This window comes from Pseudomonas sp. ES4, from assembly GCF_050586665.1.
Lineage (GTDB): Bacteria > Pseudomonadota > Gammaproteobacteria > Pseudomonadales > Pseudomonadaceae > Aquipseudomonas > Aquipseudomonas frederiksbergensis.
On sequence record NZ_JBOBDO010000024.1, the window covers coordinates 49881 to 69909 of the forward strand.

Below are 20029 nucleotides of genomic sequence, written 5' to 3' on the forward strand. Positions count from 1 at the left end.
GCAGATCACACCGGCAAGCTGAAAGTAAACGTCGTGCCCTGTTGCTCGGTCGAGACCACGTCCAGTTTTCCGCCATGGGACCGAGCAATCTGACTGGCAATGTACAACCCCAACCCGAGGCCGGTCTGCGGTGCTCCGCTGGCCGGGCGCGCGTAGGGCCGGAACAGATAGGGCAGCGCATCCTCGGCAATCACGCCCTGGTTTTTCACGCTCAGCACGAACTGTCCTTCGTTGATCTGCGCGCTGATTTCGATCGGACTATCGTCCTCTCCGTGAGCAACTGCGTTCGCCACCAGATTGGAGAGTAATTGCGCGACCCGCTCGCGATCACAATGAATGCTGCGCAGGTCGCCGATAGACGAGGTTATGGTGCGGTCGGGATGGACGTTCTGAACCTCTGAAATCACATGCCGCAAGGCATCCTCAAGATCCGGGCACGGCTCGATGTTCACTGGAATGCCACGGCCCAAAGCGCCGCGAGCGAAATCCAGAACGTCATCCACCAGTTTGGTCGCACGAAGGGCGCTGGTGAGGATGTGCCGGGCCCGTTGCTGATTCGCCGGATCGGGTAGTTTGCGCAGGAGCATTTCGGCACCGGCGCTGATGGCGAACAAAGGGTTGCGCAGATCATGCCCGAGCACGGCAATAAACTGTTCGCGCAGTTCGGCGGTTTCCCGTTCCTGGTTCAGCGCTGTTTCGGTCTTTTGCAGGTTTTCTTCGGCCTCGATTTGCAGCGCCAGCATCCGGGCGAAGGATTCCATGGTGCTCTGGATCGTGCTGGATTTGAGCGGTGCAGGGTTGGGGTCAAGGGCGCAGATGGTGCCGAAAAAGCGTCCGTCGGTGCGGAAAACCGGCACGGCGATGTAGCTTTCGAACTGATAGAGACGAGGGGTGTGGTGATCGCGGTAAAGCGGGTCTTCACTGGCTTTGTCGATGACCACCGAGTGATGCGCCTGACGAATTTCGTGGCACAGGGTCGTGGCAAGATCCAGCTCCCCGCCAACCTGTAGACCGAAATTCAGCTGGTCGAGCACCGCACACGCGGTCCATGAATCTTCGGTGACCCGGGCCACGGCGACGAAGCGCAGGCCCGTCAGTTCGCGGATCACTTGAAGAATCGCCGGCACCGCACTGATCCGGCCGATCGTGGCGATGTCTGCTGCCGCTGCTTGCCCCATTTCGACCCATCTCTGCAATGAACAGTTTGGTGTGATTCTAGCGGGCTGCCGCTGCGTTGGCGCGACTTGATTACCTGAATTTGAGATGCAAAAAAGCCGCACGATCCGAAGATCGTGCGGCTTGTTATTTGCGCATCAGTTGTCTTGCTTGTTGCTCAGTACTTTGCCAGTGGTGGCATCGAAGTCCACGTCAAATTCTTTGCCGTCGGCAGTGCGCAGTTCGACTTCGTACTCGTAGCCATTGAAGTGGTTATCCAGATCGGTGTCGGTGATGGTCGCGCCAGGATGCAGTTTCAGAGCCTCCTCGTTCATTGATTCCAATGACTTGATCTTGCCGCTTTTGACCAGCTCGGGGATCTGGTCGACGCGGACATCGGCCTGGGCCAGGCCAGCGGTAAGGGTCAAGGCAGCAGCAGTGAAGAGGGCAGTCAGGGTTTTCATGAGGTTCTTTCCTTAGGTGATCTGTTTAAGTGGGATCAGATTATCCGGCGCAACTTAATCCACCCTTAATTCTCCGAACGCGACTGGGTATGGATCGTTCCCACGTTCATCAGTAACCGTTGTTCTGCAGCAACTGCGCCACGCTGGCCGCCGCCGGACGTTTGTAGAACTTGAGCAACTCGCTGGCGCGGTTGGTGAAGATACCGTCGACGCCGGCGTCCATGACTTTCTGGTAATCCACGGCATCGTCGACGGTGTAAACGTGCACCAACAAGCCCTGATCGTGGGTGTACTGGTTCATCCAGGGTTGCACCAGGTCCGAGTAACTCTGATCGCCACCCTTGGTCAGCGCCGCAGATGGGCCGGTGCCGATCGCGCCCTGGGCTTTGGCGTACTCGACCCATTGCTGGAATTCGGCTTTGTCTTTCGGTTGCTGTTTGGCGTAGTAAGTGGCTTTGTCCTTGTCGCCGGACTCGGCAAACGTCACCTTGGATTTTGGCTCGATGCTGCCTTCGCCGACCCACAGCAGGAGGATTTTCGGCACTGTCGGCATTTCTTTCTGGAGCAGTTCGAGACTGCTCTTCTCGAAGGTTTGCAGCACGACTTTACCTTTGCCCTGGCCAACCGCCAGATCGCTCTTCGCCAGTTTCGAACCCGCCGGGCTCAACCAGCCGCGATCCTGGAGTTTTTCCTTGAGGTCGCGCTCGATCCCGGGAAACTGCTTCGGCTCTTTGGTTTCGATGTACAGACCGGGCTTGTGCAGCGGATTGCCTTGGGCAATGTCGATGATTTCATCGAGGGTCAGAATTTTCAGACCGACATACGCAGGACGCGCGCGATCCGGGTAGGCAGCGTTGAACCAGCTGCCGGCATCGAGGGTTTTCAGCTCGGCGATAGTGAAGTCGTTGGCAGGGCGGTCCTTGCGCTCAGGGAATTTACTGGCGACATCGGTGGTGCGTTGCAGGTTGTCGTCGTGCAGGGCGAACAGCACGCCGTCCTTGCTGCGTTGCACGTCCAGTTCCAGGTAGTCGGCACCCAGATCGCGGGCCAGTTTGTAGGCGGCGGCGGTGGATTCCGGGGCATCGAAGGACGCGCCACGGTGAGCGATCACGGCCGGATGCGGGATGCCCATGCGGGCGGCCAATGCGGTGGGGCTTGGCTCGCTGGCGGCCTGTGCCTGGCCGAGGCCCAGCATCAGACTCAGCAACAGGGCGCTCTTGGTGAAGGTAGCAGGCATGGTCGAGGTCCTTTCGCAGGTTTTCAAAGACGTCTCTTTTAACAACTGAGCGCCGCTTGCGCTATCGCCAGACCGACATAAACTTGTTTAAAGCAGATTTTTTCAGCGGTTTTGTGCGCTTCTTTGCAGTACTCTTGGCCGCGGCAGTTACCCCGGCAGAGGGAACGCCCATTCGCTTGCCCTGCGTGTAAACCATCGATCACCGGTCCTTTGCGACCTTCTGTGAGGTTTATCATGCGCACCACTTCCGAGCTCATCTGCCAGGCCGCCGACCAACTCAAAGGCTTCGTCGGCCTCAATCGCAAGACCGGCCAGTACATCGTTCGTTTCAGCGAAGACTCCTTCGGCATGGACGTGGCTGACGACGGCATTATTCCCACCAGCGAATTCGTCTGGGCCCCAGGTTCCGCGCAGGCCATGACGCTCAAGCGTGAGCTGATTCAGTTGTTGCTGGATCAGAACATCGATGACCGGATCAACATCACCGAGCCGTTGCGGGTGTACATGAATCGGCGGGAAGTGCCGGAGATTTCGGCGGTTCGCAGTCTCGTGCAGAGCTGTTGCGGTGGCTGTGGTGGCTCTGCTACATAAAATCTCCCACATGGGTCTTGTGATCGACACATAACCCATGTGGGAGTGAGCCTGCTCGCGATGACGGCCTTAAGAACACCACAACCATTCACTGGTTGAACGCATACGCCCGCTCTAGTGGTAACCGTGATCACCGTCGGTGCGCAGGGAGGTAAAAATCACCGCGTAGTAAGGCGCTGGCGCAGTGTTGGCGATCATGACTTCTGCCCCTTGCAGGCGGCGATCAACGCACGGACCAGCGGCGGCAGCTTGCCCTTGAGCGCTGCGCGTTCAGGCTGGAACAGTGTTGCGACGAAGAACGGATGCCCTTTGAGTTCCACCGCCCGCAAGTCACCTGAAGCATCGTGGCCAACAGCGCACAACTGTTGGCTCAACAACTCACGTTCGAACGCTGGATTGACGCCGTAGCGACAGCGATAGCCTTCGACAATCTCAGCGTTTTCGTACGCATCGGCGATCAACGAACCTTCAACCAGATGAATGCTGTCGACGGCTTCCACCAGCGAACAGCTCAGAGGCGTGAGCAACGCTCGTTCCGCATCCGGCGATGTTTCACCGTGTTCGGCATCGTCCCAGCCCAGAACATTTCGGGCGTATTCGAGTACGGCGTGTTGAAAGCCGCCGCAGGTCCCCAGGAACGGCCGTTGCTGTTCACGGGCAAAACGAATCGCTCGCAACGCACCGTCCCTGTCGCGGTAAGGGCTGGCGGGCACGCACCAGAAACCGTCGAAATCAGCCGATGGCGCATCGGCGCTGATACGGTCGGTGGCCAACCACTGGAACTGCACGTCGATGTTCGCCTGTTCAGCGGCCATGCCGAGGGCGATGGGGATCGCCTGGTGAGCGGTGACTTGCGAGTCGTAATCGCCGATCAGGGCGATGCGAATTGGGCGGGTTTCCATGAGTGCGCTCCACGCTTGTTGATTCCTGGCAGCCACTATAGATTGGCGTGCACGCACTCAATATTGGCGTTATCCCAATTGATCAATGCACCGATGCACTATCGGCTGGATTACCCCGACCTGTCCCTGATCCTCGCGTTGGTGCGCGGCGGCTCTCTGGCCCGGGCGTCGACGCTGTTGAAGGTCGACGTCTCGACCGTGTTTCGCGGCGTGCGCCGACTGGAATCTGCGCTGGGCCAGCAACTGTTCGAAAAAAGCCGCGCCGGCTACTTGCCCACCACCTTGGCGAAAACCCTGGCCGAGCAGGCTGAGCGTGCCGAACAGGCGCTGGAGGCTGCGCGCATTGGCGTGGAGCAGGGCGGTGAAGTCATCAGCGGCACGGTGCGCCTGACCTGCACCGATTCGGTCTTGCAAGGCTTGTTGCTGCCGGCGTTGGCGAAGTTCATGCCTGGTTACCCGGCGCTGACCATCGAGCTGAGTACGTCCAACGACTTCGCCAACCTCAGCCGTCGGGATGCCGATATCGCCTTGCGCTTGACTCGCACCCCGCCCGAGCACTTGGTGGGTCGGCGATTGGCCCAGGTTTCCTATCGAGTCTGTGCCAGTGAGGCGTATCTGAAGGCGGTCGATTCCGAAGACTTGGCGTCGCTGACCTGGATCGCCCCGGACGACTTCCTCCCCGATCACCCCACCGTTGTGTGGCGCCGTCAGCAGTTGCCGGGCGTCATACCGGGTTATCGCTGCAACAGCATGTTGTCGGTGACTGAGCTGGTGCGGGCCGGGCTCGGTGTCGCGGCATTGCCGGACTTCCTCATCGGTGACGGACTGCAGCCGTTGAGCGAGCCACTTCACGGGTACGACACGGCGCTCTGGTTGCTGACCCGCCCGGACTGCCGTGCCTTGCGCTCAGTGGTGACGTTATTCGATGAGTTGGGGCGAGCGCTTCGATTGCCTTGACCGAGCGCTAAACCTTCGGCTGATCCTTGCGCACGAAGTGCTGATGCATTTCCGAGGTCAGGCTTTCGATGCGTTCGGTGAGGGCCTTGGTCATTTCGGTGAGCCGAGTGTTTTGCTCGAGTAACTCCAGCAGTTGCGCGGTGTTCTGCGCCGCTTGTGCCTGGCGCTCACTGTTGGCGACGGCCAGTGCTTCGCGGTGCAGCGCATCGGCTTCAGATTGGGCTTTGTCGCGTGCTGCCTGGCGGGTCTGGGCCAGCAGGATCAGCGGCGCGGCATAAGCCGCTTGAAGGCTGAAGGCGAGGTTGAGCAGGATGAACGGGTAGAGATCGAAGTGGGCCACGCCGAACAGGTTGAGGCAAATCCATACCACCACGATCAGCGTCTGCGCCCCGAGAAAGGTCGGCGTGCCGAAGAACCGCGCGAAGGCCTCGGCGCGCAGTGCAAACTTGTCATTGCCAAAGGTGGGCGCCAGGTGGGCGTGAGGGCGATGAAAGCGCAGGTGGTCAACTGGGGCGGAGGCGGGTTTGGTGCCGGAAGTCGTGGTGGTCATGGTGCTCTCTGCATGGCGCTGGGACTGAGGCCCACTATAGCCCCAGCGCCAGTTTCATTCTGAAACACATTGCGGTGTTTTATTCAGAGCGACCAGTGATTGGAAAATCGACAGACATTGTCATTTATTGCAGCTCGGTTCAGAGCTGATAGCAGGCCAGAAACATGTCCAGCGCCGACTCCACAACAGTGGTCTGCATTTCCGCAGACAAGCCGGGCAACCCCATGGAAATCTGTGGCCAGAACGCAAAGGATTTGAGCATCCCCTGAATCTGTTGTGCGGCGAATTCGGGGGCGACCGGTTTCAAACGGCCATCGGCCTGGGCAGCGCGGATCCACATGGTCAGGCCTTCTTCGCGCTCACCCATTCGGGCGACCATATTCTGCGCGCGCTCGGGGGAATGGATGGTGGCGGCGATGGCCACTCGCGCCAGATCGAGAAAATTGTCATCGCCCAGCATCTGCATTTTCGCCATCAGCATCTGGCGCATCTGCTCGCGCAGCGGCACGTCAGGGCGGTAGGGCGTTTCCTGTTCTGCCGTCACCCGCGCCCACAATTGATTGAGGATTTCGGCGAACAATTCTTCCTTGCTGGGGAAATGGTTGTACACCGTGCGCTTCGACACGCCGGCGGTGGCGGCGATCTTGTCCATGCTGGTGATGTCGAAACCGTTGGCACGGAATTCGGCAATCGCCGCCTGAATGATGGCTTCGCGTTTTCGGTCAGTGAGACGCTGTGGAGCTGTCATAAGTACGCTTCGGCAGAAAGAGGTAAGAATTACACTTGGCAGTTTACTTGCGATCGGCTTTGATGCAACCTTGGAACTACACTGTGCAGTGTAATGTTTTGTTAACCCTGTGCAGCGAACAATAGATCTCCGGCTGATGCGTGCGTGCCTTGGCCATTTATAGTCCCCAAGCGGAAAACCACGAAGCAGGTGGTTTTCCTGGAGTCATTCAATCATGGCCACTTCAACTTCCCCCTCGGATAACGCTTCTACGCCGGAAGCTTCCCGTCAGGCAGAAGGGTTCTTTCGAAACCATGCGCTGGTAAAACGCGAAGGCTTTCGCAAAACCCTGCGCATCATGTGGAACATGATCTTCCACAAACCGCGTAACACCCGCCCGACAGCACCTGTCCCGGTGCAAACCATGACTCAGGCAGCATTGATCGCCGCCCCCGACCACAGCGTTTACCGCCTCGGTCATTCCACCGTACTGCTGAAACTGCGGGACAAGTTCTGGATCACCGACCCGGTCTTCGCCGAGCGCGCCTCACCCGTGCAATGGGCCGGCCCCAAGCGCTTTCACCAACCGCCGATCAGCCTCGAAGAACTGCCACCGATTGAAGCAGTGATCCTGTCCCACGATCACTACGACCACCTCGACTATCAAGCGGTGCTCAAACTGGCGGACAAGGCCAAGTATTTTCTCACACCACTGGGCGTCGGAGACACCTTGATCAAATGGGGCATCGACGCCAGCAAAATCCGGCAACTGGACTGGTGGCAGGGCACTGAGGTCGACGGTATTCAGTTCATCGCCACACCTTCGCAGCACTTTTCCGGTCGCGGTCTGTTTGATGGCAACAGCACGCTGTGGGCCTCGTGGGTAATGATCGATGGTGACACGCGAATCTTCTTCAGCGGCGACAGCGGTTATTTCGACGGCTTCAAACACATCGGCGAACAGTACGGCCCGTTCGACCTGACACTCATGGAAACCGGAGCCTACAACGTTGAGTGGCCGCATGTGCACATGCAGCCAGAGCAAACCTTGCAAGCGCACATCGACCTTAAAGGTCGCTGGTTATTGCCGATCCACAACGGCACGTTCGATTTGTCGATGCACGCCTGGTACGAACCTTTCGACCGCATCCTGGCGTTGGCCTGGGAGCGGAATGTGTCGATTACTACGCCGCAGATGGGGCAGGCGTTTAATGTGATGTATCCGCAACGAGGTAGCACTTGGTGGTCGGAGATGGAGAACGTTGGCGATCAGGTGGAGCCTCAGAACGCATAGCGTGTGAAACCGGGCTGAGCGTCTTAAGCGAAAACCACCTCAATACGGCCCTCTTTTCGTGATCGGGGGGCTGACTTGATCACGATCTGCACGTCACGTCCGAGCAATGAAAGGCATTCCATCATCTTTGCTTCACTGATACCTCGAAACTTTCCGCGCAACATCTCGGAAAGCTTGGGTTGAGACAGGCCCAAGATTTCAGACGCTTGAACTTGGGTCAAATGGCGAGCCTTGATGATCTCGCCAATTTTGGCCGCCAATTGCGATTTGACTCGCATTTCATTGGCGTTGGGCGTCCCGAGGTCTTCATAGACGTTCCCGCTGCTCTCTTCGATTTCAATCATTTCCTGATCCTTTTGCGTGATCCTGCGCCGCTTGAAGTCTCTTTCTGATCAAATCGACGTCGCACTGCGTGGTTGTGATACCCGTAGTCGACTTCTTCTGAAAGCAGTGCAGAACATAAATGGCATTACCAAAACGAACGGTATAAACGGCGCGATAGGTGTTCGTATTGAAGTCATCCACCATCTCAAGCACACCTGCACCTCCAAAACCCTTTAGAGGCTTCGCGTCGGGATGTTTTGCACCGCTTTGTGCCAGATCTAGTGCATGACCAAAAACATCTTGTACATCTGCGGGCATTTGCTTGAGGTCTTTCTTGCTGCTGCTAACCCACAGGAGTGACTTCCTTGTACTCATGCGAAAATATACCTATTTGGGAATAATCGTCAATCGATGATTTCTCACTCAACCATCGCATAATCCGCCCGCCCCACCGGATCAGGCGTCGACCCTTTCACATTCATCCCTCTACCCGGCGCAAACCCCGGGAAGAACACCAACCCCTCCGATTCAAACCGATAAGCCAACGCCAGCCGCGTAGCATCCAGCACATCGCGTTCATCCTCAAATCGCTGAATCGCGTCCACCGAAACCCCGGATTGCCGAGACAGTTCCTCCACACTCCACCCCAGCATTGCTCGGGCCTGAGCGCTATGCGCGGGGGTGAATTGGAAAAGGGCGATACGTTCCAGGGTGATTTTCATCGCAAGAGAGGCCATGGTGTTCTCCGGGCTCAAGAGTGCTAATTCAAAAAATACTGTGTTTTTGTACAGTTGTTTTGAACCCGAATCAAACTCATTTTTTGATCGGTTCTATCGCGTCCCGTCCAGCCAGGTTGTTGGCGCCTGTCCCAGTACGCGGCGGAACATCGTGGAGAACGCCGCCGGGCTGTCATAGCCAAAATCCAGGGCAATTCGCGTCACCGGTTCGCCCATCACCAGACGCGCCAGAGCCAGCACCACGCAGGCCCGCTGCCGCCATTGGCTGAAACTCATACCGGTCTGTTGGCGGAACAGGCGATTAAAAGTGCGCAGGCTGATGTGCAACTGATCGGCCCATTGCTGTGGCGACTGATGAGCGTCGGGCCGCTGCACAAAGCCCTGGCACAACGCGAGCAGCCGCGCATCGACGGGCAGGGGAATGTGCAACGCCAGGTGAGTGCTGCGCGCCAGTTCATGCAGCAGCAAGCCGATCAACGTACCGTCGCGCCCACGCTCGTCATACGCCAGCGGGATCTCCACCGCTTCCATCAGTAAATGCCGCATCAACGGCGAAACGCTGATCACTTGGCAGCGATCCCCCAGATCCACCGCCCCCGGCTCGATATACACACTGCGCGTGCTCACCCCCAGCATCAGCACTTCATGCGCCACTCCCGGCGGAATCCACACCGCCCGCTGCGGCGGCACCACCCAACTGCCGTCGTGCGTGCTCACCTGCATTACCCCCGTGGCGCCGTACAACAATTGCGCCCGCCGATGTGTATGACGAGGCAACAAATGGCCGTGGGAATAATCAGTACCGATGGCCACCACCGGCCGTGGCGTGTGGTCCAGCAGATCAATCGAAACATTGCGCATCGAGCAGTCCCAGTGGTTGGCGTAAACGCGAGCATTATTGGCTGACTTGCTGAAGCAGGCCAAGGCGCATCGCTCTATCGTCGACCGCTCTCAACCAACGGACGACCTCCATGTTCTATCTTCTGCTGGCACTCTTCGGCTGCATGACCGGCGTCACCGCAGTACTGTTCGGCTTCGGCGGCGGTTTCGTCGTCGTGCCATTGCTGTACCGCATGCTCATGACCAGCCACGGCACAGACGACCCCGTCAGCCAATCGGCGATGCACATTGCTGTGGCAACCTCGACCTGCGTGATGATCGTCAACGCAGCGATCGCCACCGGAAAACACCGCCGCGCCGGTAATCTCATTCGTCATTACCTGTGGCCGTTGGGCGGGTTTATCGGCGTGGGCGCGGTAGTGGGCGCCGTCGCGGCGATGTGGGCCAGTGGCGAGGTGATCCGCTATGCCTTCATCGCGTACCTGGGCGTGACCATCGCGGATTGCCTGGTGCGACGCGGCTTTCTTACAGCGCCAGACACCGCCATCCCACGGCGATTGGGAAGGGCAGAAGTGTCTGGCGGCGGTGTAGGAATCGGCACCATCGCCACGTTTCTCGGCGTAGGCGGCAGCGTCATGACCGTGCCGTTGTTGCGGCGTTGTGGGTTGAGCATGTCCCAGGCGACGTCCATGGCCAATCCGCTGAGTTTGCCCGTGGCGCTGGCCGGGACGCTGACTTACATGGCCATGGCTGGGTTTACCGAGTTTGATCTTGGGCCGTGGTTTGTTGGCTATGTGGATGTGATGGCGTTTGCGGTGTTGACGGTGGGGTCGCTGGTGGGGATTCGGTTGGCCACGCCGTGGATTGGGCGGATACCGGATCGAATGCATGCGCGGGTGTATGTTGGTTTACTGGTTTTGGTGATGCTGGGTATGTGGGTCAAGTGATCGGGATAAGGATATCGTCCGGACTTTCGACCCCTCCAGTCGTTCTAGTGCACTCACGGCTTTGCGATTGATGGTCAAGCACGACTTGCTGACCGATGCGGAGCTGTCGGTTCTCAGCGAAGCGGCAAGGGAGGAGATTGCTGACGTTATTCGCCAGCCCTATAAGCTTGAATGGGTTGAAGAGAACGTACGGTAGGACTGAAGATAGTTATCAACCAGCCCTTTATAAGAGAAAGATGGATGTGGATCTTCAATTGCACCGAAGCGGCAAGTAACTTCTTCAGCCGCGTGCACAAGGGTAAAAAAATCAGCCCGGTGGACAAACCGCCATCGTCCGTCATTGAAGATGATGTGCCTGATGAGTCAGCGGAACAGTGGCTGGTTCACGCCGTCACTGTTCAACGCAAGCATGTGTTGTACGTCATTCACGTAAAAACTCGTTATTGCATGATTTTTGCGGACGCGAAAAAAGCGGACATCGTAGGTTTCGTTCAACGTTTTTCCGAGCGTTGGATAAACGGCGTGATTCAGCATGCGGGGCAACACGACATACTTCATTGGTTCAACGATGAACTGATAGCGGAGCGATTCCAAGAGAGTTGTCGCGAGTACGTGTTTTACAAGCGCGGACATCGCGGTGCGCAGAAACACATCAATGACATCGCCTGGGTGTTTGAGGGATGTGCCGCCGAACAAGGTTCTTTACCCCCCGACGAGTTCTCGGCAGGCCGCTTCGATGCCGACATGAACAACTACCTGAGAGGTGGTAAAGAGCATAAGGATTACTTCTTCCCGGATGAGGAAATGATCGTTCACTGGTTAAGCCGTTACGGCGGCCTTGATGAGCTTGGCATACAAGCAGCCCGTGAGCGGCACAAGGAAGCGAAACGGGAGATTCGGGAGGCCGTAAGGCAGCTTAATCTCGAAGCGCAATGAGCCGTCGCAATGACGCCGTGCCCCGATCCTTTAACCTTTGAGCCCCGGCGCCTCACGAACAATAAAGTGATCCAGGTTCTCAATATTTGCACTGAACACCCCGAACGTCTGCTCGGGGTTTTTCTTGCTCGGCACCTGCTTCAACTCCGGTGTCACACCATAAAAGAAGCAATACAACTCTTTCCCGCTCTCACTGGCGTGCTTGATCTCTTCCAGAAACGCTTTGCGCTTGCGGTAGTTGTCGATCAGCTTTTTGCTCAGGTAAACGTTGACTGAATAAGGCTTCTTCTTCGCCTCGTCGGCTTGCTTGAACCAGACCTTCTGTTCGAAATCGATGCGAAAACTCTGCGTGTAATCCTTGATCTCCTTGATCTTGCCCCAGTAAATCAGCCCCTTGTTGTCCTGCAGATACTCGATCTTCTTGAAGAACGACCCATAAGGCGCCGTGTGCTCGCCAATCTTCAGCGGCATGCGCTTGAGCAACTCCTTGTCCTCGAAGTTCGACACAAAACACTCCACCGGATGGGCGAAGACACTGGTCTTGTCCGGTGCTGATTCGCGGCTCGGGTGTTCGACGTCACTGGCCGCTGAAGGCGGTTTCGGATCGTCCCGCATCACATCAGCCGCCACCGCCAGGTTCGACGGCTTACGCACATACTCACGCCGCGTCAGCAACAACTCCGACGGGAAATGCTCCTCGCGACTGTCATCCGTTTCCGCACCGTCCGCGTCCACAGCTGACGCCGACGCCTTGAGACTGACATAAGGACAATCCGCCACATGCCGGGTGCTGGGCGTGTTCTTGAAGTGCGGGGTGCGCACGTAGTTCACGTTTTTGGCGTTGAACGTCGTCAACACGTTCGCTGCATCGAAGGCCGCTCTGCATGCGTCATTGGGGCATTGGAAGTGTTCTTTGGCGGAATCGAAATCCATGGTCTCGTCGAAATTCAAATCGCGCACGTCATAGATCGACAGCTTGTCGTCGAGGCTGAGGCAGTAGGCGAGGTCGAATTTCATGGCGGGCTCGGGTCCTTGAGTGGGGAAGGGTATTAATAGCGGGAGGTGGGGCGGGTTGCACTGAATGTTTTTCAGATAAAGTTGGCGCTGCTGAGCATCGGTCTAAACTCTGAGCCTCAATTGTGCTCCGTAGCGAGGCTAACGTGCCATGCAGTCCACCATCAAACTGCTCGATCAGCCCACCAAATACATGTTCTTCACTGGCAAGGGCGGGGTTGGCAAAACGTCGGTTTCCACTGCGGTATCAATCGCCTTGGCTGATGCAGGCAAGAAGGTGCTGCTGGTTAGCACAGATGCGGCCTCTAACCTTGATGAGATGCTCGGTGTCGAGCTGAGCAATCAGCCTGTAGCGGTGCCGAACGTGCCTGGAATGTTCGTGCTCAACATCGACCCCGGGACCGCTGCCATCGACTACCGGGCCCGGGTGGTCGAGCAAATGGGCGCCCAGACCAGCGATCAAGATATTGCTCTGGTGCGAGAGCAACTCTCGGGAGCATGCACGACCGAAATCGCAACGTTCGATGAGTTCTCCCACCTCCTGTCACAGGGGGGCGCGGCCTATGATCATGTCGTGTTCGATACCGCACCCACGGGGCACACGCTCAGGCTGTTGAGCCTGCCCAAAGCGTGGAGCGGATTTTTGGAAGGCAATGATCGTGGTGCGTCATGCCTGGGGCCGCACTCGGGGTTGAAAATGCAGGAGCAGCTTTTCAATCAGGCGTTGGCGGCGCTCAACAATCCAGCCCTGACCACCGTCGTGCTAGTGGCTCGTCCTGACAAAGGCGCACTGGGCGAGGCCGCGCGTTCCTCCGACGAGCTCCGTGAGTTGGGTCTGGAAAACCAGCGTTTAGTGGTGAACGCTGTGTTCAAACGCAGCGACTTGAATGATCCGATCGCAGCCGCCATCGAAGCGATCGGCCAGCAGGCGCTCGACGAGATGCCCATGTCGTTGCGCCAGCTTTCAGCCGACTACATTTCGCTCAAGGCTGTAGATTCCGTTGGCTTGCCCGCGCTCCGCAGTCTGCTTTCCCCGGAACTTGCCAGGCCAACAACGGCTGCAACACAAGCGCGCTCACCCCTGGAACACCACACCCTCTCGGAACTGGTTGCCGAGCTTGCGAATGACGAACGCGGGTTGATCATGGTCATGGGCAAAGGGGGAGTAGGCAAAACCACCATTGCCGCCGCCATCGCCCTGGGCCTGGTGCAGCACGGCAAGTCCGTGCACCTGAGCACCACGGACCCTGCGGCGCATCTGGCGGTGACCCTCAACGCCGATGTGCAAGGGCTCGACGTTGGCCGCATCGACCCCAAGGTCGAGACCCAAAAATACGTGGACAAGATCGTCGCCTCCCGCGCGCCGATCCTGACGGACGATGAAATAGCCTTGCTCATCGAGGATCTACGATCCCCCTGCACCGAAGAGGTCGCGGTCTTCCACGCGTTCTCTCGCGTGGTTGCTCAAGCCAGAACGTCGTTCGTGGTGCTCGATACCGCCCCCACGGGTCATTCACTGCTACTGATGGATGCCACAGGCGCCTATCACCGCCAGATGGTTCGGGAATTCAAAGGCGACTCGGACCACATCGTCACGCCTTTGATGCGCCTGCAAGATGCGCACTACACCAAAATCATCCTGGTGACGCTGCCCGAAGCCACACCGGTGTCTCAGGCGGCAGCACTGCAGGATGACTTGCGCAGGGCCAAAATCGAACCGTTTGCCTGGGTGGTCAATAAGTCTCTATTGGCCACAGACACCGATGACCCGCTGCTGCGAGCGCGCCTGGACAGTGAGCGCAAGCAGATGGCGCGGGTTGCAGACCAAACCCGCCACGATGTCATCGTGGTGCCCTGGACGGCGGAGCCACCTGTTGGTGTCGCAGCGCTGAAGCGCCTGTTGGATTGACGCGCCAGCGTCGGCTCACACCCTTCCAACATCGGAGAAAGACCGTGCTAAAAACCGCCATCGCCTCAATCATTCTCTCGGCGCTTGCTGCAAACCTTTACGCTCAGACCATGGATCATTCGAACGACGCGCAACGGCAAGCCGAGGTTGCAGGTCGCAGCAAAGATGTCATGCCGTTCAGCCTCGCAGCGACGACCCATGTATTCACCAAGACCGCTGAAGGCGGCATTCAGCAAGTGGTCGTCAAAAAGCCTGCGGATGCTGCCCAAGTGCAGTGGGTTCGCCAGCACCTTCAAGATATCCGCGAGCGGTTTCTCAAGGGCGACTTCTCAGGCCCGGCGCACATCCATGGCCAAGACATGCCTGGCCTGGCAGACCTGAAAGCTGCCAAGCCTGGGCAAATGGCGATCACCTACAAAGACATCGAAGGTGGCGCCGAATTGGCCTTCAAGACCTCGGATCCAGCCTTGATAGCGGCGCTTCACCAGTGGTTTGATGCCCAGCTTTCCGACCATGGCAAGGACGCGATGGAAGGAGACGCACATCATAGCGAGATGATGAACAAGTGAACGAGGGGCCATGGGCGGCGATCGGCTTAGGCTGGGTAAAAACGTTGTAGAGCAGGTTTGATAGTCAGAACCAGAACAAAAATCGCTCGCCGTCTTCGTGCGCATGTGCCGATGAAGTTCTACAGGCCCAATCACTCAAACTTCAACCGTTCCACCTTCTGAAACAGTGAGGCAGTGAACTCATCCCGGTCACCGGAATGGTGACAACGTCGATGACAGTTCGGACACAGCGCCACGGCATTGCTTGGCCGATCCGAACCGTCCTGTGCCAAATGCTTAACGTGGTGGACCTCAAGAAACGGCCTGCCATCCTTTTCAAACGGAGCAGGCTCGCCACAGCCTTCGCATCTACCGTTAGCCTGTTGGCGAACCCAAGCTCTCACCTCAGGATCGCGAACATACGACTTTCCGCTGGACTGAGTCTGTTCTGGTCTCTCAATCCCTTTCGGCACGTCTTTAATCGGTTGTTTTTCAAGTTTGGCAGAACGCTGTTCCAGCGTTGCCTCGTCCGCTGTCGGGACAAAATCCTCAGGTGTCAAAGTACTTGGAGCGTTGAGCGCTTCTCGAATGCTTCGCGCTACATTGGCGCCGACATTCTTGGCGGGTTTGTAGCCCGCAATGCGAGCTCGACCCAACTCCTCCAGCACGGTAGAGATGTTCTGCATCCGAAACTCAACCGACCCTTTGGTCCGACCGGCTAAGGCTCCCTCACGCAGGATGCGATTCTCTTCAGTCTTAACGACTTTCTGACCACTCTGCTCGCGGGACAACATGCTGAGATAGGCATCAACCGCAGCCTGAATCTCCACGTCACTCCAATCGCTGTTGCTCTTTTCCGTGTCCATAAAATCGCCGAGGGCTGAATACCCTCGGACGATACTGAGTGGCCATTACGACTGTCTACGAAAATTCCTACGTAAAAGACCGACGAATCGCTCAATTGATCCTACAAAGACGCCGCCACTAACTACCGAATGCTTCGAAGACTGAAAATCAAGCACATAAGCAGTATGTAGGACGTATCCGAAAACTCCGTAAGCCTTTTTTGCTTTTCCTGTGGCAGGACCTACAACAGCACGAAATAAAGGACTATCCATGCCATTACTCAAATAAAGGACTTTTTCATGAAACTGGAACGAAGTCAGTATTTTGGTCGTCATGGAATTTCTTTCGTTATCGTGCACTTTACGGTTGAGCCGAGTGATCGAGGCCGACTTAGAGAGCTTTATCTATACGAGACGAAAACTGCACATTTTGAAGTTAATAATTTAGTAGTCGACCTCTACGAACGAATGCTCGCAAAGGACCGGCTTTGCGCCATGATGGTCGGGATATCCAGCCCGTTGACTCGGGCACACGCGGATACGCTCAATGAACAGCGGATGAGCATTGCCAATATGACCGCTGGTGTCTTCGGTGCTGCTGTGGCTCGAGTTCTGCCTTACGGTTTTATTTCTGGTCCTGTGTTAGGTAAAGCAGGTCATATGTTTGCGCTTGAGCAGTTGCCGACTTATCACGCGGGTGATGTGATTGTCAGTGTCGATGCAAGAGCCCAAGGCGGCATAGGCCCCCAGCATTCGACTTCATCGATGATTATCAAGGCAAAAGGTTGAGGCAAGCGATGAGTGAATATTTGGGCTACGGGCTATTGTTGGGTATTGCTCTCATTCTGGGGTTTTTCGTTAGACCGTACCGGTACAGGAAATGGTTGGGTATCAGCGCATTTGTCTTGGGTGGGGTGGCTGCTTTTATAGTGGTGCCAAAGATCGATGGGTTTGATCTTGACGCTTTGCCGATCATGCTTCTTTCTTTCGGTGCAGGTCTTTTTTTTGATAGGCATCGATACAGTAATGATGATTAGAACTGCATTTCTAATGGATAAAAAAAGACCGCCTTTCGGCGGTCTTTTCACGAGTGCTCGGTTCAGCCGGAATCAATCCCAGCTCAACGCCCCACCAGTCTGATACTCAATAACCCGAGTCTCAAAGAAGTTCTTCTCTTTCTTCAAGTCCATAATCTCGCTCATCCAAGGGAACGGGTTAGTCGTCCCTGGGTACTCTTCCTTCAACCCAATCTGCGACAGACGACGGTTAGCGATGAACTTCAGGTAGTCCTCCATCATCGCTGCGTTCATGCCCAACACCCCACGAGGCATGGTATCCCGTGCGTATTCGATTTCCAGCTGAGTGCCCTGCAGAATCATCTGCGAAGCTTCTTCCTTCATTTCAGCGTCCCACAAGTGTGGGTTTTCGATTTTGATCTGGTTGATCACGTCGATGCCGAAGTTCAGGTGCATGGATTCGTCGCGCAGGATGTATTGGAACTGCTCGGCGACGCCGGTCATTTTGTTGCGGCGGCCCATGGAGAGGATCTGGGTGAAGCCGCAGTAGAAGAAGATGCCTTCCAGAACGCAGTAGTAGGCGATCAGGTTGCGCAGCAACTCTTTGTCGGTTTCGACGGTGCCGGTTTCGAACTTCGGATCGGAGATCGAACGGGTGTATTTGAGGCCCCAGGTGGCTTTTTTCGCGACCGATGGGATCTCGTGGTACATGTTGAAGATCTCGCCTTCATCCATGGCCAACGATTCGATGCAGTACTGGTAGGCGTGGGTGTGGATCGCCTCTTCGAAGGCCTGGCGCAGGATGTACTGGCGGCATTCCGGGTTGGTGATCAGGCGGTACACGGCCAGGACCAGGTTGTTGGCAACCAGGGAGTCGGCGGTGGAGAAGAAGCCGAGGTTGCGCATGACGATGCGGCGCTCGTCGTCGGTCAGGCCTTCCGGGTCTTTCCAGAGGGCGATGTCGGCGGTCATGTTGACTTCTTGCGGCATCCAGTGGTTTGCGCAACCGTCCAGGTACTTCTGCCAGGCCCAGTCGTACTTGAATGGTACGAGTTGGTTGAGGTCGGCGCGGCAGTTGATCATGCGCTTTTCGTCGACGGCCACACGGGCGGAGGCGCCTTCGAGTTCGGCGAGGCCTTCGGCGATGTCGAGGTTGTCCAGGGCAGCTTTTGCACGGGCGATTGCGGCGGAGTCGGACGCGGTTACAGCGCGGGCTTCTTGAGCCGCGACGCCACCAGCGGTGTCGAGGCGGTCCATGTTGGCTTCAGTTGCGTGGCCAGCGTTGGCGCCTTTTACAACGGTTTCGCCGCTGTCTTCTTTGTCGAATTCGTCCCAGCTCAGCATGACGTGTCGTCTCCTGCGTGAGGGCCAGTTGCCCGTGTGAAAACTGATTGGTTGGTTTTTCACACGGCCTTACTGGCCGCGTTGGATAGCGTTTTTTGCAGCGGTACACGCAGGCAAATAAACATAAATTTGTACGGGGTTCCGAGAGCCTCTGACGGGCGCAGAAATCGGTGAAGACTTCGGCGTGGGCTTCAGACTGGCTGTTATCCCTGTAAGGGAATATTGCAGGCCCGTTTAAGGCGGCATTATAGGGAAATTTTTGCGGTCGTGGTGGGGCGAATCCGCGCATGCAGCGGTCGAGAAGGCGGGTTTTTCGGTCGGAGCGAGGGTTTATAGGGCTTTGGCTGGATGTCGAGCGTGAAGATTTTTTTTCATAAATTTTGGCCAACTATTTTTTTGTTCAAAAAACAGCCAGAAAACTGCGTTTTTCACTACATGTTGTGTTTTGAGTCAATTTTCGATGCTCCCAGACACAACTAAGCCCGACCGAAGCCGGGCTGTGAGTTCGCATTCAGGATCAGCTGAGGCGGGCAGCACCCACGTGGTCGGAACCATCCGCTGCGACCTTGGCTGCACCGGTGTGGTCGAAGCCGTCAGCAGCGACTTTGGCGGCGCCAGTGTGATCAAAACCGTCAGAAGCGAGTTTGCCTGCACCGACGTGATCGGCACCATCGGCAGCGAAAGTCGCCGAGCCGGTATGGTCGTAACCATCAGAAGCGACAGCCGCTTCGGTAGTGAAAGATGCCGAGCCGGTACGGTCGTAGCCGTCAGCGGCGAAGGTGTTAGCGGCCAGGACAGAGAGGGTCAGGGCGAGGATCAATTTGGTTTTCATGGTAGTGGCTCCAGGTTCGTTGGCGTTTTGTTCCTTGGGTGTGGAATTCATACTACGCCAGCTAATTTGATTAAAAAGCGCAAATAAACGCTTAAACCAATCGTATAAGTCGATATATAAGGTTCGGCGCTTCATCTGCCTTAATAGCGGGCGGGTGGGTCGAACCTTGGGACGGTGAGAGCGGGTGATTAGCCGTTGGAGCAGCCGTTACCCATGACGCTGTAGCGAAGAATGTGGCGTTGGCCTTTGGAGTCGTCGTATTCCATTTTCGCCGGAACAACTTCGCAGACGTTCGGGATTTCGCTCATGGAGATAACTTTGGCGATGTCCAGGTGAGTGGAGTAAGTGTATTCCTCAACGGCGGGTTGCTGCTGTGCGACATCAGTCGGGGCCTCGTCTGCCATGGCGGTTGCGCACAGGCTGCTGAGGGCCAGAACTAATAAAGCTTTCATTTCAGATTTACCTTTTAGAGGTCGAATGGGGTCACGCAACCTTTTTGGGGTTGCGTGTAGAACTTAAGTACTGGTTTTGGATTAACTGCCTTCGTGGGGGCTGCAACTTGGTTAATCACGTTGCCTGGTTGGCGAGGCTGATTTTAGGCGTGGGGTTTACATTCATATAGGCGTGCTTTTGATAAACACTATTGGCGGATCCTGTAACAATCCTTGAAAAGCGACCTTTGGTTTGCTGATGAAGCCAATGATCGTTCCCATGCTCCAGCGTGGGAATGCCTCAAGGGACGCTCCGCGTCCAGTGACGCGGAGCGTCACGGGCTGCATTCCCACGCAGAGCGTGGGAACGATCAAGTCCCTGAAATCAATGCTTTTGAGCGGGTTGGCGAGGTATAGCCACATTTTGTA

At 56.7% G+C, this 20029-nt stretch carries 24 protein-coding genes and 1 pseudogene; 9 read left to right on the forward strand and 16 right to left on the reverse strand.

The genetic code is table 11. From position 1 onward, the window contains the following. Window positions 1-5 precede the first annotated feature (5 nt). The 3 genes from ACQ4OB_RS22735 to ACQ4OB_RS22745 all read right to left on the reverse strand — a co-directional run bounded on the left by ACQ4OB_RS22735 (window position 6) and on the right by ACQ4OB_RS22745 (window position 2856). The gene (locus tag ACQ4OB_RS22735; protein ID WP_102616385.1) at window positions 6-1178 is read right to left on the reverse strand and encodes a GAF domain-containing sensor histidine kinase; all 1173 of its coding nucleotides are present in this window, start codon (window positions 1176-1178) and stop codon (window positions 6-8) included. A 135-nt stretch (window positions 1179-1313) separates the two neighbouring features. Then, window positions 1314-1619 carry a PepSY domain-containing protein gene (locus tag ACQ4OB_RS22740; RefSeq protein ID WP_074879276.1) on the reverse strand — a complete coding sequence of 102 codons (306 nt, stop codon included), beginning with the start codon at window positions 1617-1619 and terminating at the stop codon, window positions 1314-1316. A gap of 109 nt (window positions 1620-1728) precedes the next feature. After that, the gene (locus tag ACQ4OB_RS22745) at window positions 1729-2856 is read right to left on the reverse strand and encodes a glycerophosphodiester phosphodiesterase (RefSeq protein ID WP_074879273.1); all 1128 of its coding nucleotides are present in this window, start codon (window positions 2854-2856) and stop codon (window positions 1729-1731) included. Window positions 2857-3090: 234 nt separating this feature from the next. On the opposite strand from ACQ4OB_RS22745, the gene ACQ4OB_RS22750 reads away from it, so the two are divergent. Then, entirely contained in the window at window positions 3091-3447 is a 357-nt protein-coding gene (locus tag ACQ4OB_RS22750; protein ID WP_102616384.1) for a DUF2025 family protein, read from the forward strand. Between the two features lie 120 nt (window positions 3448-3567). On the opposite strand, the pseudogene ACQ4OB_RS22755 reads toward ACQ4OB_RS22750, so the two are convergent. After that, window positions 3568-3645, reverse strand: a pseudogene (locus ACQ4OB_RS22755) (antibiotic biosynthesis monooxygenase); the annotation flags it as partial. Beyond that, on the reverse strand, window positions 3642-4349 hold the full coding sequence (locus tag ACQ4OB_RS22760; RefSeq protein ID WP_074879267.1) for a CTP synthase C-terminal region-related (seleno)protein: 708 nt from the start codon (window positions 4347-4349) through the stop codon (window positions 3642-3644). The pseudogene ACQ4OB_RS22755 and the gene ACQ4OB_RS22760, both read right to left, overlap by 4 nt. Before the next feature lie 15 nt (window positions 4350-4364). Between ACQ4OB_RS22760 and ACQ4OB_RS22765 the strand changes: the two genes are divergently transcribed. After that, on the forward strand, window positions 4365-5306 hold the full coding sequence (locus ACQ4OB_RS22765) for a LysR family transcriptional regulator (protein ID WP_430956483.1): 942 nt from the start codon (window positions 4365-4367) through the stop codon (window positions 5304-5306). Between the two features lie 7 nt (window positions 5307-5313). On the opposite strand, the gene ACQ4OB_RS22770 is transcribed toward ACQ4OB_RS22765, so the two are convergent. Beyond that, window positions 5314-5856 carry a DUF1003 domain-containing protein gene (locus ACQ4OB_RS22770; protein WP_430956484.1) on the reverse strand — a complete coding sequence of 181 codons (543 nt, stop codon included), beginning with the start codon at window positions 5854-5856 and terminating at the stop codon, window positions 5314-5316. 139 nt (window positions 5857-5995) lie between these two features. Further along, window positions 5996-6604 (reverse strand): TetR/AcrR family transcriptional regulator, encoded by a 609-nt coding sequence (locus ACQ4OB_RS22775; RefSeq protein WP_074879263.1) that lies wholly within the window; start codon window positions 6602-6604, stop codon window positions 5996-5998. Window positions 6605-6818: 214 nt separating this feature from the next. On the opposite strand from ACQ4OB_RS22775, the gene ACQ4OB_RS22780 reads away from it, so the two are divergent. Further along, window positions 6819-7877, forward strand: coding sequence for an MBL fold metallo-hydrolase (locus ACQ4OB_RS22780; RefSeq protein WP_430956485.1), 1059 nt, complete (start codon window positions 6819-6821; stop codon window positions 7875-7877). Between the two features lie 23 nt (window positions 7878-7900). Here the strand turns inward: ACQ4OB_RS22780 and ACQ4OB_RS22785 are convergent, their stop codons facing one another. The 4 genes from ACQ4OB_RS22785 to ACQ4OB_RS22800 all read right to left on the reverse strand — a co-directional run bounded on the left by ACQ4OB_RS22785 (window position 7901) and on the right by ACQ4OB_RS22800 (window position 9799). After that, window positions 7901-8221 carry a helix-turn-helix domain-containing protein gene (locus ACQ4OB_RS22785; protein ID WP_074879258.1) on the reverse strand — a complete coding sequence of 107 codons (321 nt, stop codon included), beginning with the start codon at window positions 8219-8221 and terminating at the stop codon, window positions 7901-7903. Further along, entirely contained in the window at window positions 8214-8576 is a 363-nt protein-coding gene (locus tag ACQ4OB_RS22790) for a type II toxin-antitoxin system RelE/ParE family toxin (RefSeq protein ID WP_074879256.1), read from the reverse strand. The genes ACQ4OB_RS22785 and ACQ4OB_RS22790 overlap by 8 nt, the downstream gene beginning before the upstream one ends. Window positions 8577-8620: 44 nt before the next feature. Next, window positions 8621-8938, reverse strand: a complete 318-nt coding sequence (locus tag ACQ4OB_RS22795) for an XRE family transcriptional regulator (protein WP_430956486.1) — start codon at window positions 8936-8938, stop codon at window positions 8621-8623. Window positions 8939-9031: 93 nt separating this feature from the next. After that, window positions 9032-9799, reverse strand: a complete 768-nt coding sequence (locus tag ACQ4OB_RS22800) for an AraC family transcriptional regulator (protein ID WP_430956487.1) — start codon at window positions 9797-9799, stop codon at window positions 9032-9034. Between the two features lie 110 nt (window positions 9800-9909). Between ACQ4OB_RS22800 and ACQ4OB_RS22805 the strand changes: the two genes are divergently transcribed. Together ACQ4OB_RS22805 and ACQ4OB_RS22810 are read left to right on the forward strand one after the other, a co-directional pair. Next, window positions 9910-10725 (forward strand): sulfite exporter TauE/SafE family protein, encoded by an 816-nt coding sequence (locus ACQ4OB_RS22805; RefSeq protein ID WP_430956488.1) that lies wholly within the window; start codon window positions 9910-9912, stop codon window positions 10723-10725. A 240-nt stretch (window positions 10726-10965) separates the two neighbouring features. Further along, a complete protein-coding gene (locus ACQ4OB_RS22810) occupies window positions 10966-11661 on the forward strand; it encodes a DUF6933 domain-containing protein (protein ID WP_074879251.1) in 696 nt (231 codons plus the stop codon). A 30-nt stretch (window positions 11662-11691) separates the two neighbouring features. On the opposite strand, the gene ACQ4OB_RS22815 is transcribed toward ACQ4OB_RS22810, so the two are convergent. Continuing rightward, window positions 11692-12678: a hypothetical protein gene (locus tag ACQ4OB_RS22815; protein ID WP_430956489.1), complete on the reverse strand. Its 987-nt coding sequence runs from the start codon at window positions 12676-12678 to the stop codon at window positions 11692-11694. Window positions 12679-12826: 148 nt separating this feature from the next. Between ACQ4OB_RS22815 and arsA the strand changes: the two genes are divergently transcribed. Beyond that, window positions 12827-14584: an arsenical pump-driving ATPase gene (gene arsA, locus ACQ4OB_RS22820; RefSeq protein WP_430956490.1), complete on the forward strand. Its 1758-nt coding sequence runs from the start codon at window positions 12827-12829 to the stop codon at window positions 14582-14584. Continuing rightward, window positions 14581-15153 carry an aspartate carbamoyltransferase gene (locus tag ACQ4OB_RS22825; RefSeq protein ID WP_430956491.1) on the forward strand — a complete coding sequence of 191 codons (573 nt, stop codon included), beginning with the start codon at window positions 14581-14583 and terminating at the stop codon, window positions 15151-15153. The genes arsA and ACQ4OB_RS22825 overlap by 4 nt, the downstream gene beginning before the upstream one ends. A 131-nt stretch (window positions 15154-15284) precedes the next feature. Here the strand turns inward: ACQ4OB_RS22825 and ACQ4OB_RS22830 are convergent, their stop codons facing one another. Then, window positions 15285-15998, reverse strand: a complete 714-nt coding sequence (locus tag ACQ4OB_RS22830; RefSeq protein ID WP_430956492.1) for an HNH endonuclease — start codon at window positions 15996-15998, stop codon at window positions 15285-15287. Window positions 15999-16277: 279 nt separating this feature from the next. Between ACQ4OB_RS22830 and ACQ4OB_RS22835 the strand changes: the two genes are divergently transcribed. Together ACQ4OB_RS22835 and ACQ4OB_RS22840 are read left to right on the forward strand one after the other, a co-directional pair. Next, window positions 16278-16766: a hypothetical protein gene (locus ACQ4OB_RS22835; RefSeq protein ID WP_074879241.1), complete on the forward strand. Its 489-nt coding sequence runs from the start codon at window positions 16278-16280 to the stop codon at window positions 16764-16766. 8 nt (window positions 16767-16774) lie between these two features. Next, complete coding sequence (locus ACQ4OB_RS22840; protein WP_074879239.1) at window positions 16775-17014, forward strand: hypothetical protein; 240 nt, start codon at window positions 16775-16777, stop codon at window positions 17012-17014. 72 nt (window positions 17015-17086) lie between these two features. Here ACQ4OB_RS22840 and ACQ4OB_RS22845 read toward each other — a convergent pair whose 3' ends face one another. The 3 genes from ACQ4OB_RS22845 to ACQ4OB_RS22855 all read right to left on the reverse strand — a co-directional run bounded on the left by ACQ4OB_RS22845 (window position 17087) and on the right by ACQ4OB_RS22855 (window position 19621). Continuing rightward, window positions 17087-18337, reverse strand: coding sequence for a ribonucleotide-diphosphate reductase subunit beta (locus ACQ4OB_RS22845; RefSeq protein WP_008034875.1), 1251 nt, complete (start codon window positions 18335-18337; stop codon window positions 17087-17089). Between the two features lie 517 nt (window positions 18338-18854). Next, window positions 18855-19169, reverse strand: coding sequence for a hypothetical protein (locus ACQ4OB_RS22850; protein ID WP_102616376.1), 315 nt, complete (start codon window positions 19167-19169; stop codon window positions 18855-18857). A 188-nt stretch (window positions 19170-19357) separates the two neighbouring features. Next, window positions 19358-19621 (reverse strand): DUF2790 domain-containing protein, encoded by a 264-nt coding sequence (locus ACQ4OB_RS22855; RefSeq protein ID WP_059404905.1) that lies wholly within the window; start codon window positions 19619-19621, stop codon window positions 19358-19360. Window positions 19622-20029 lie beyond the last annotated feature (408 nt).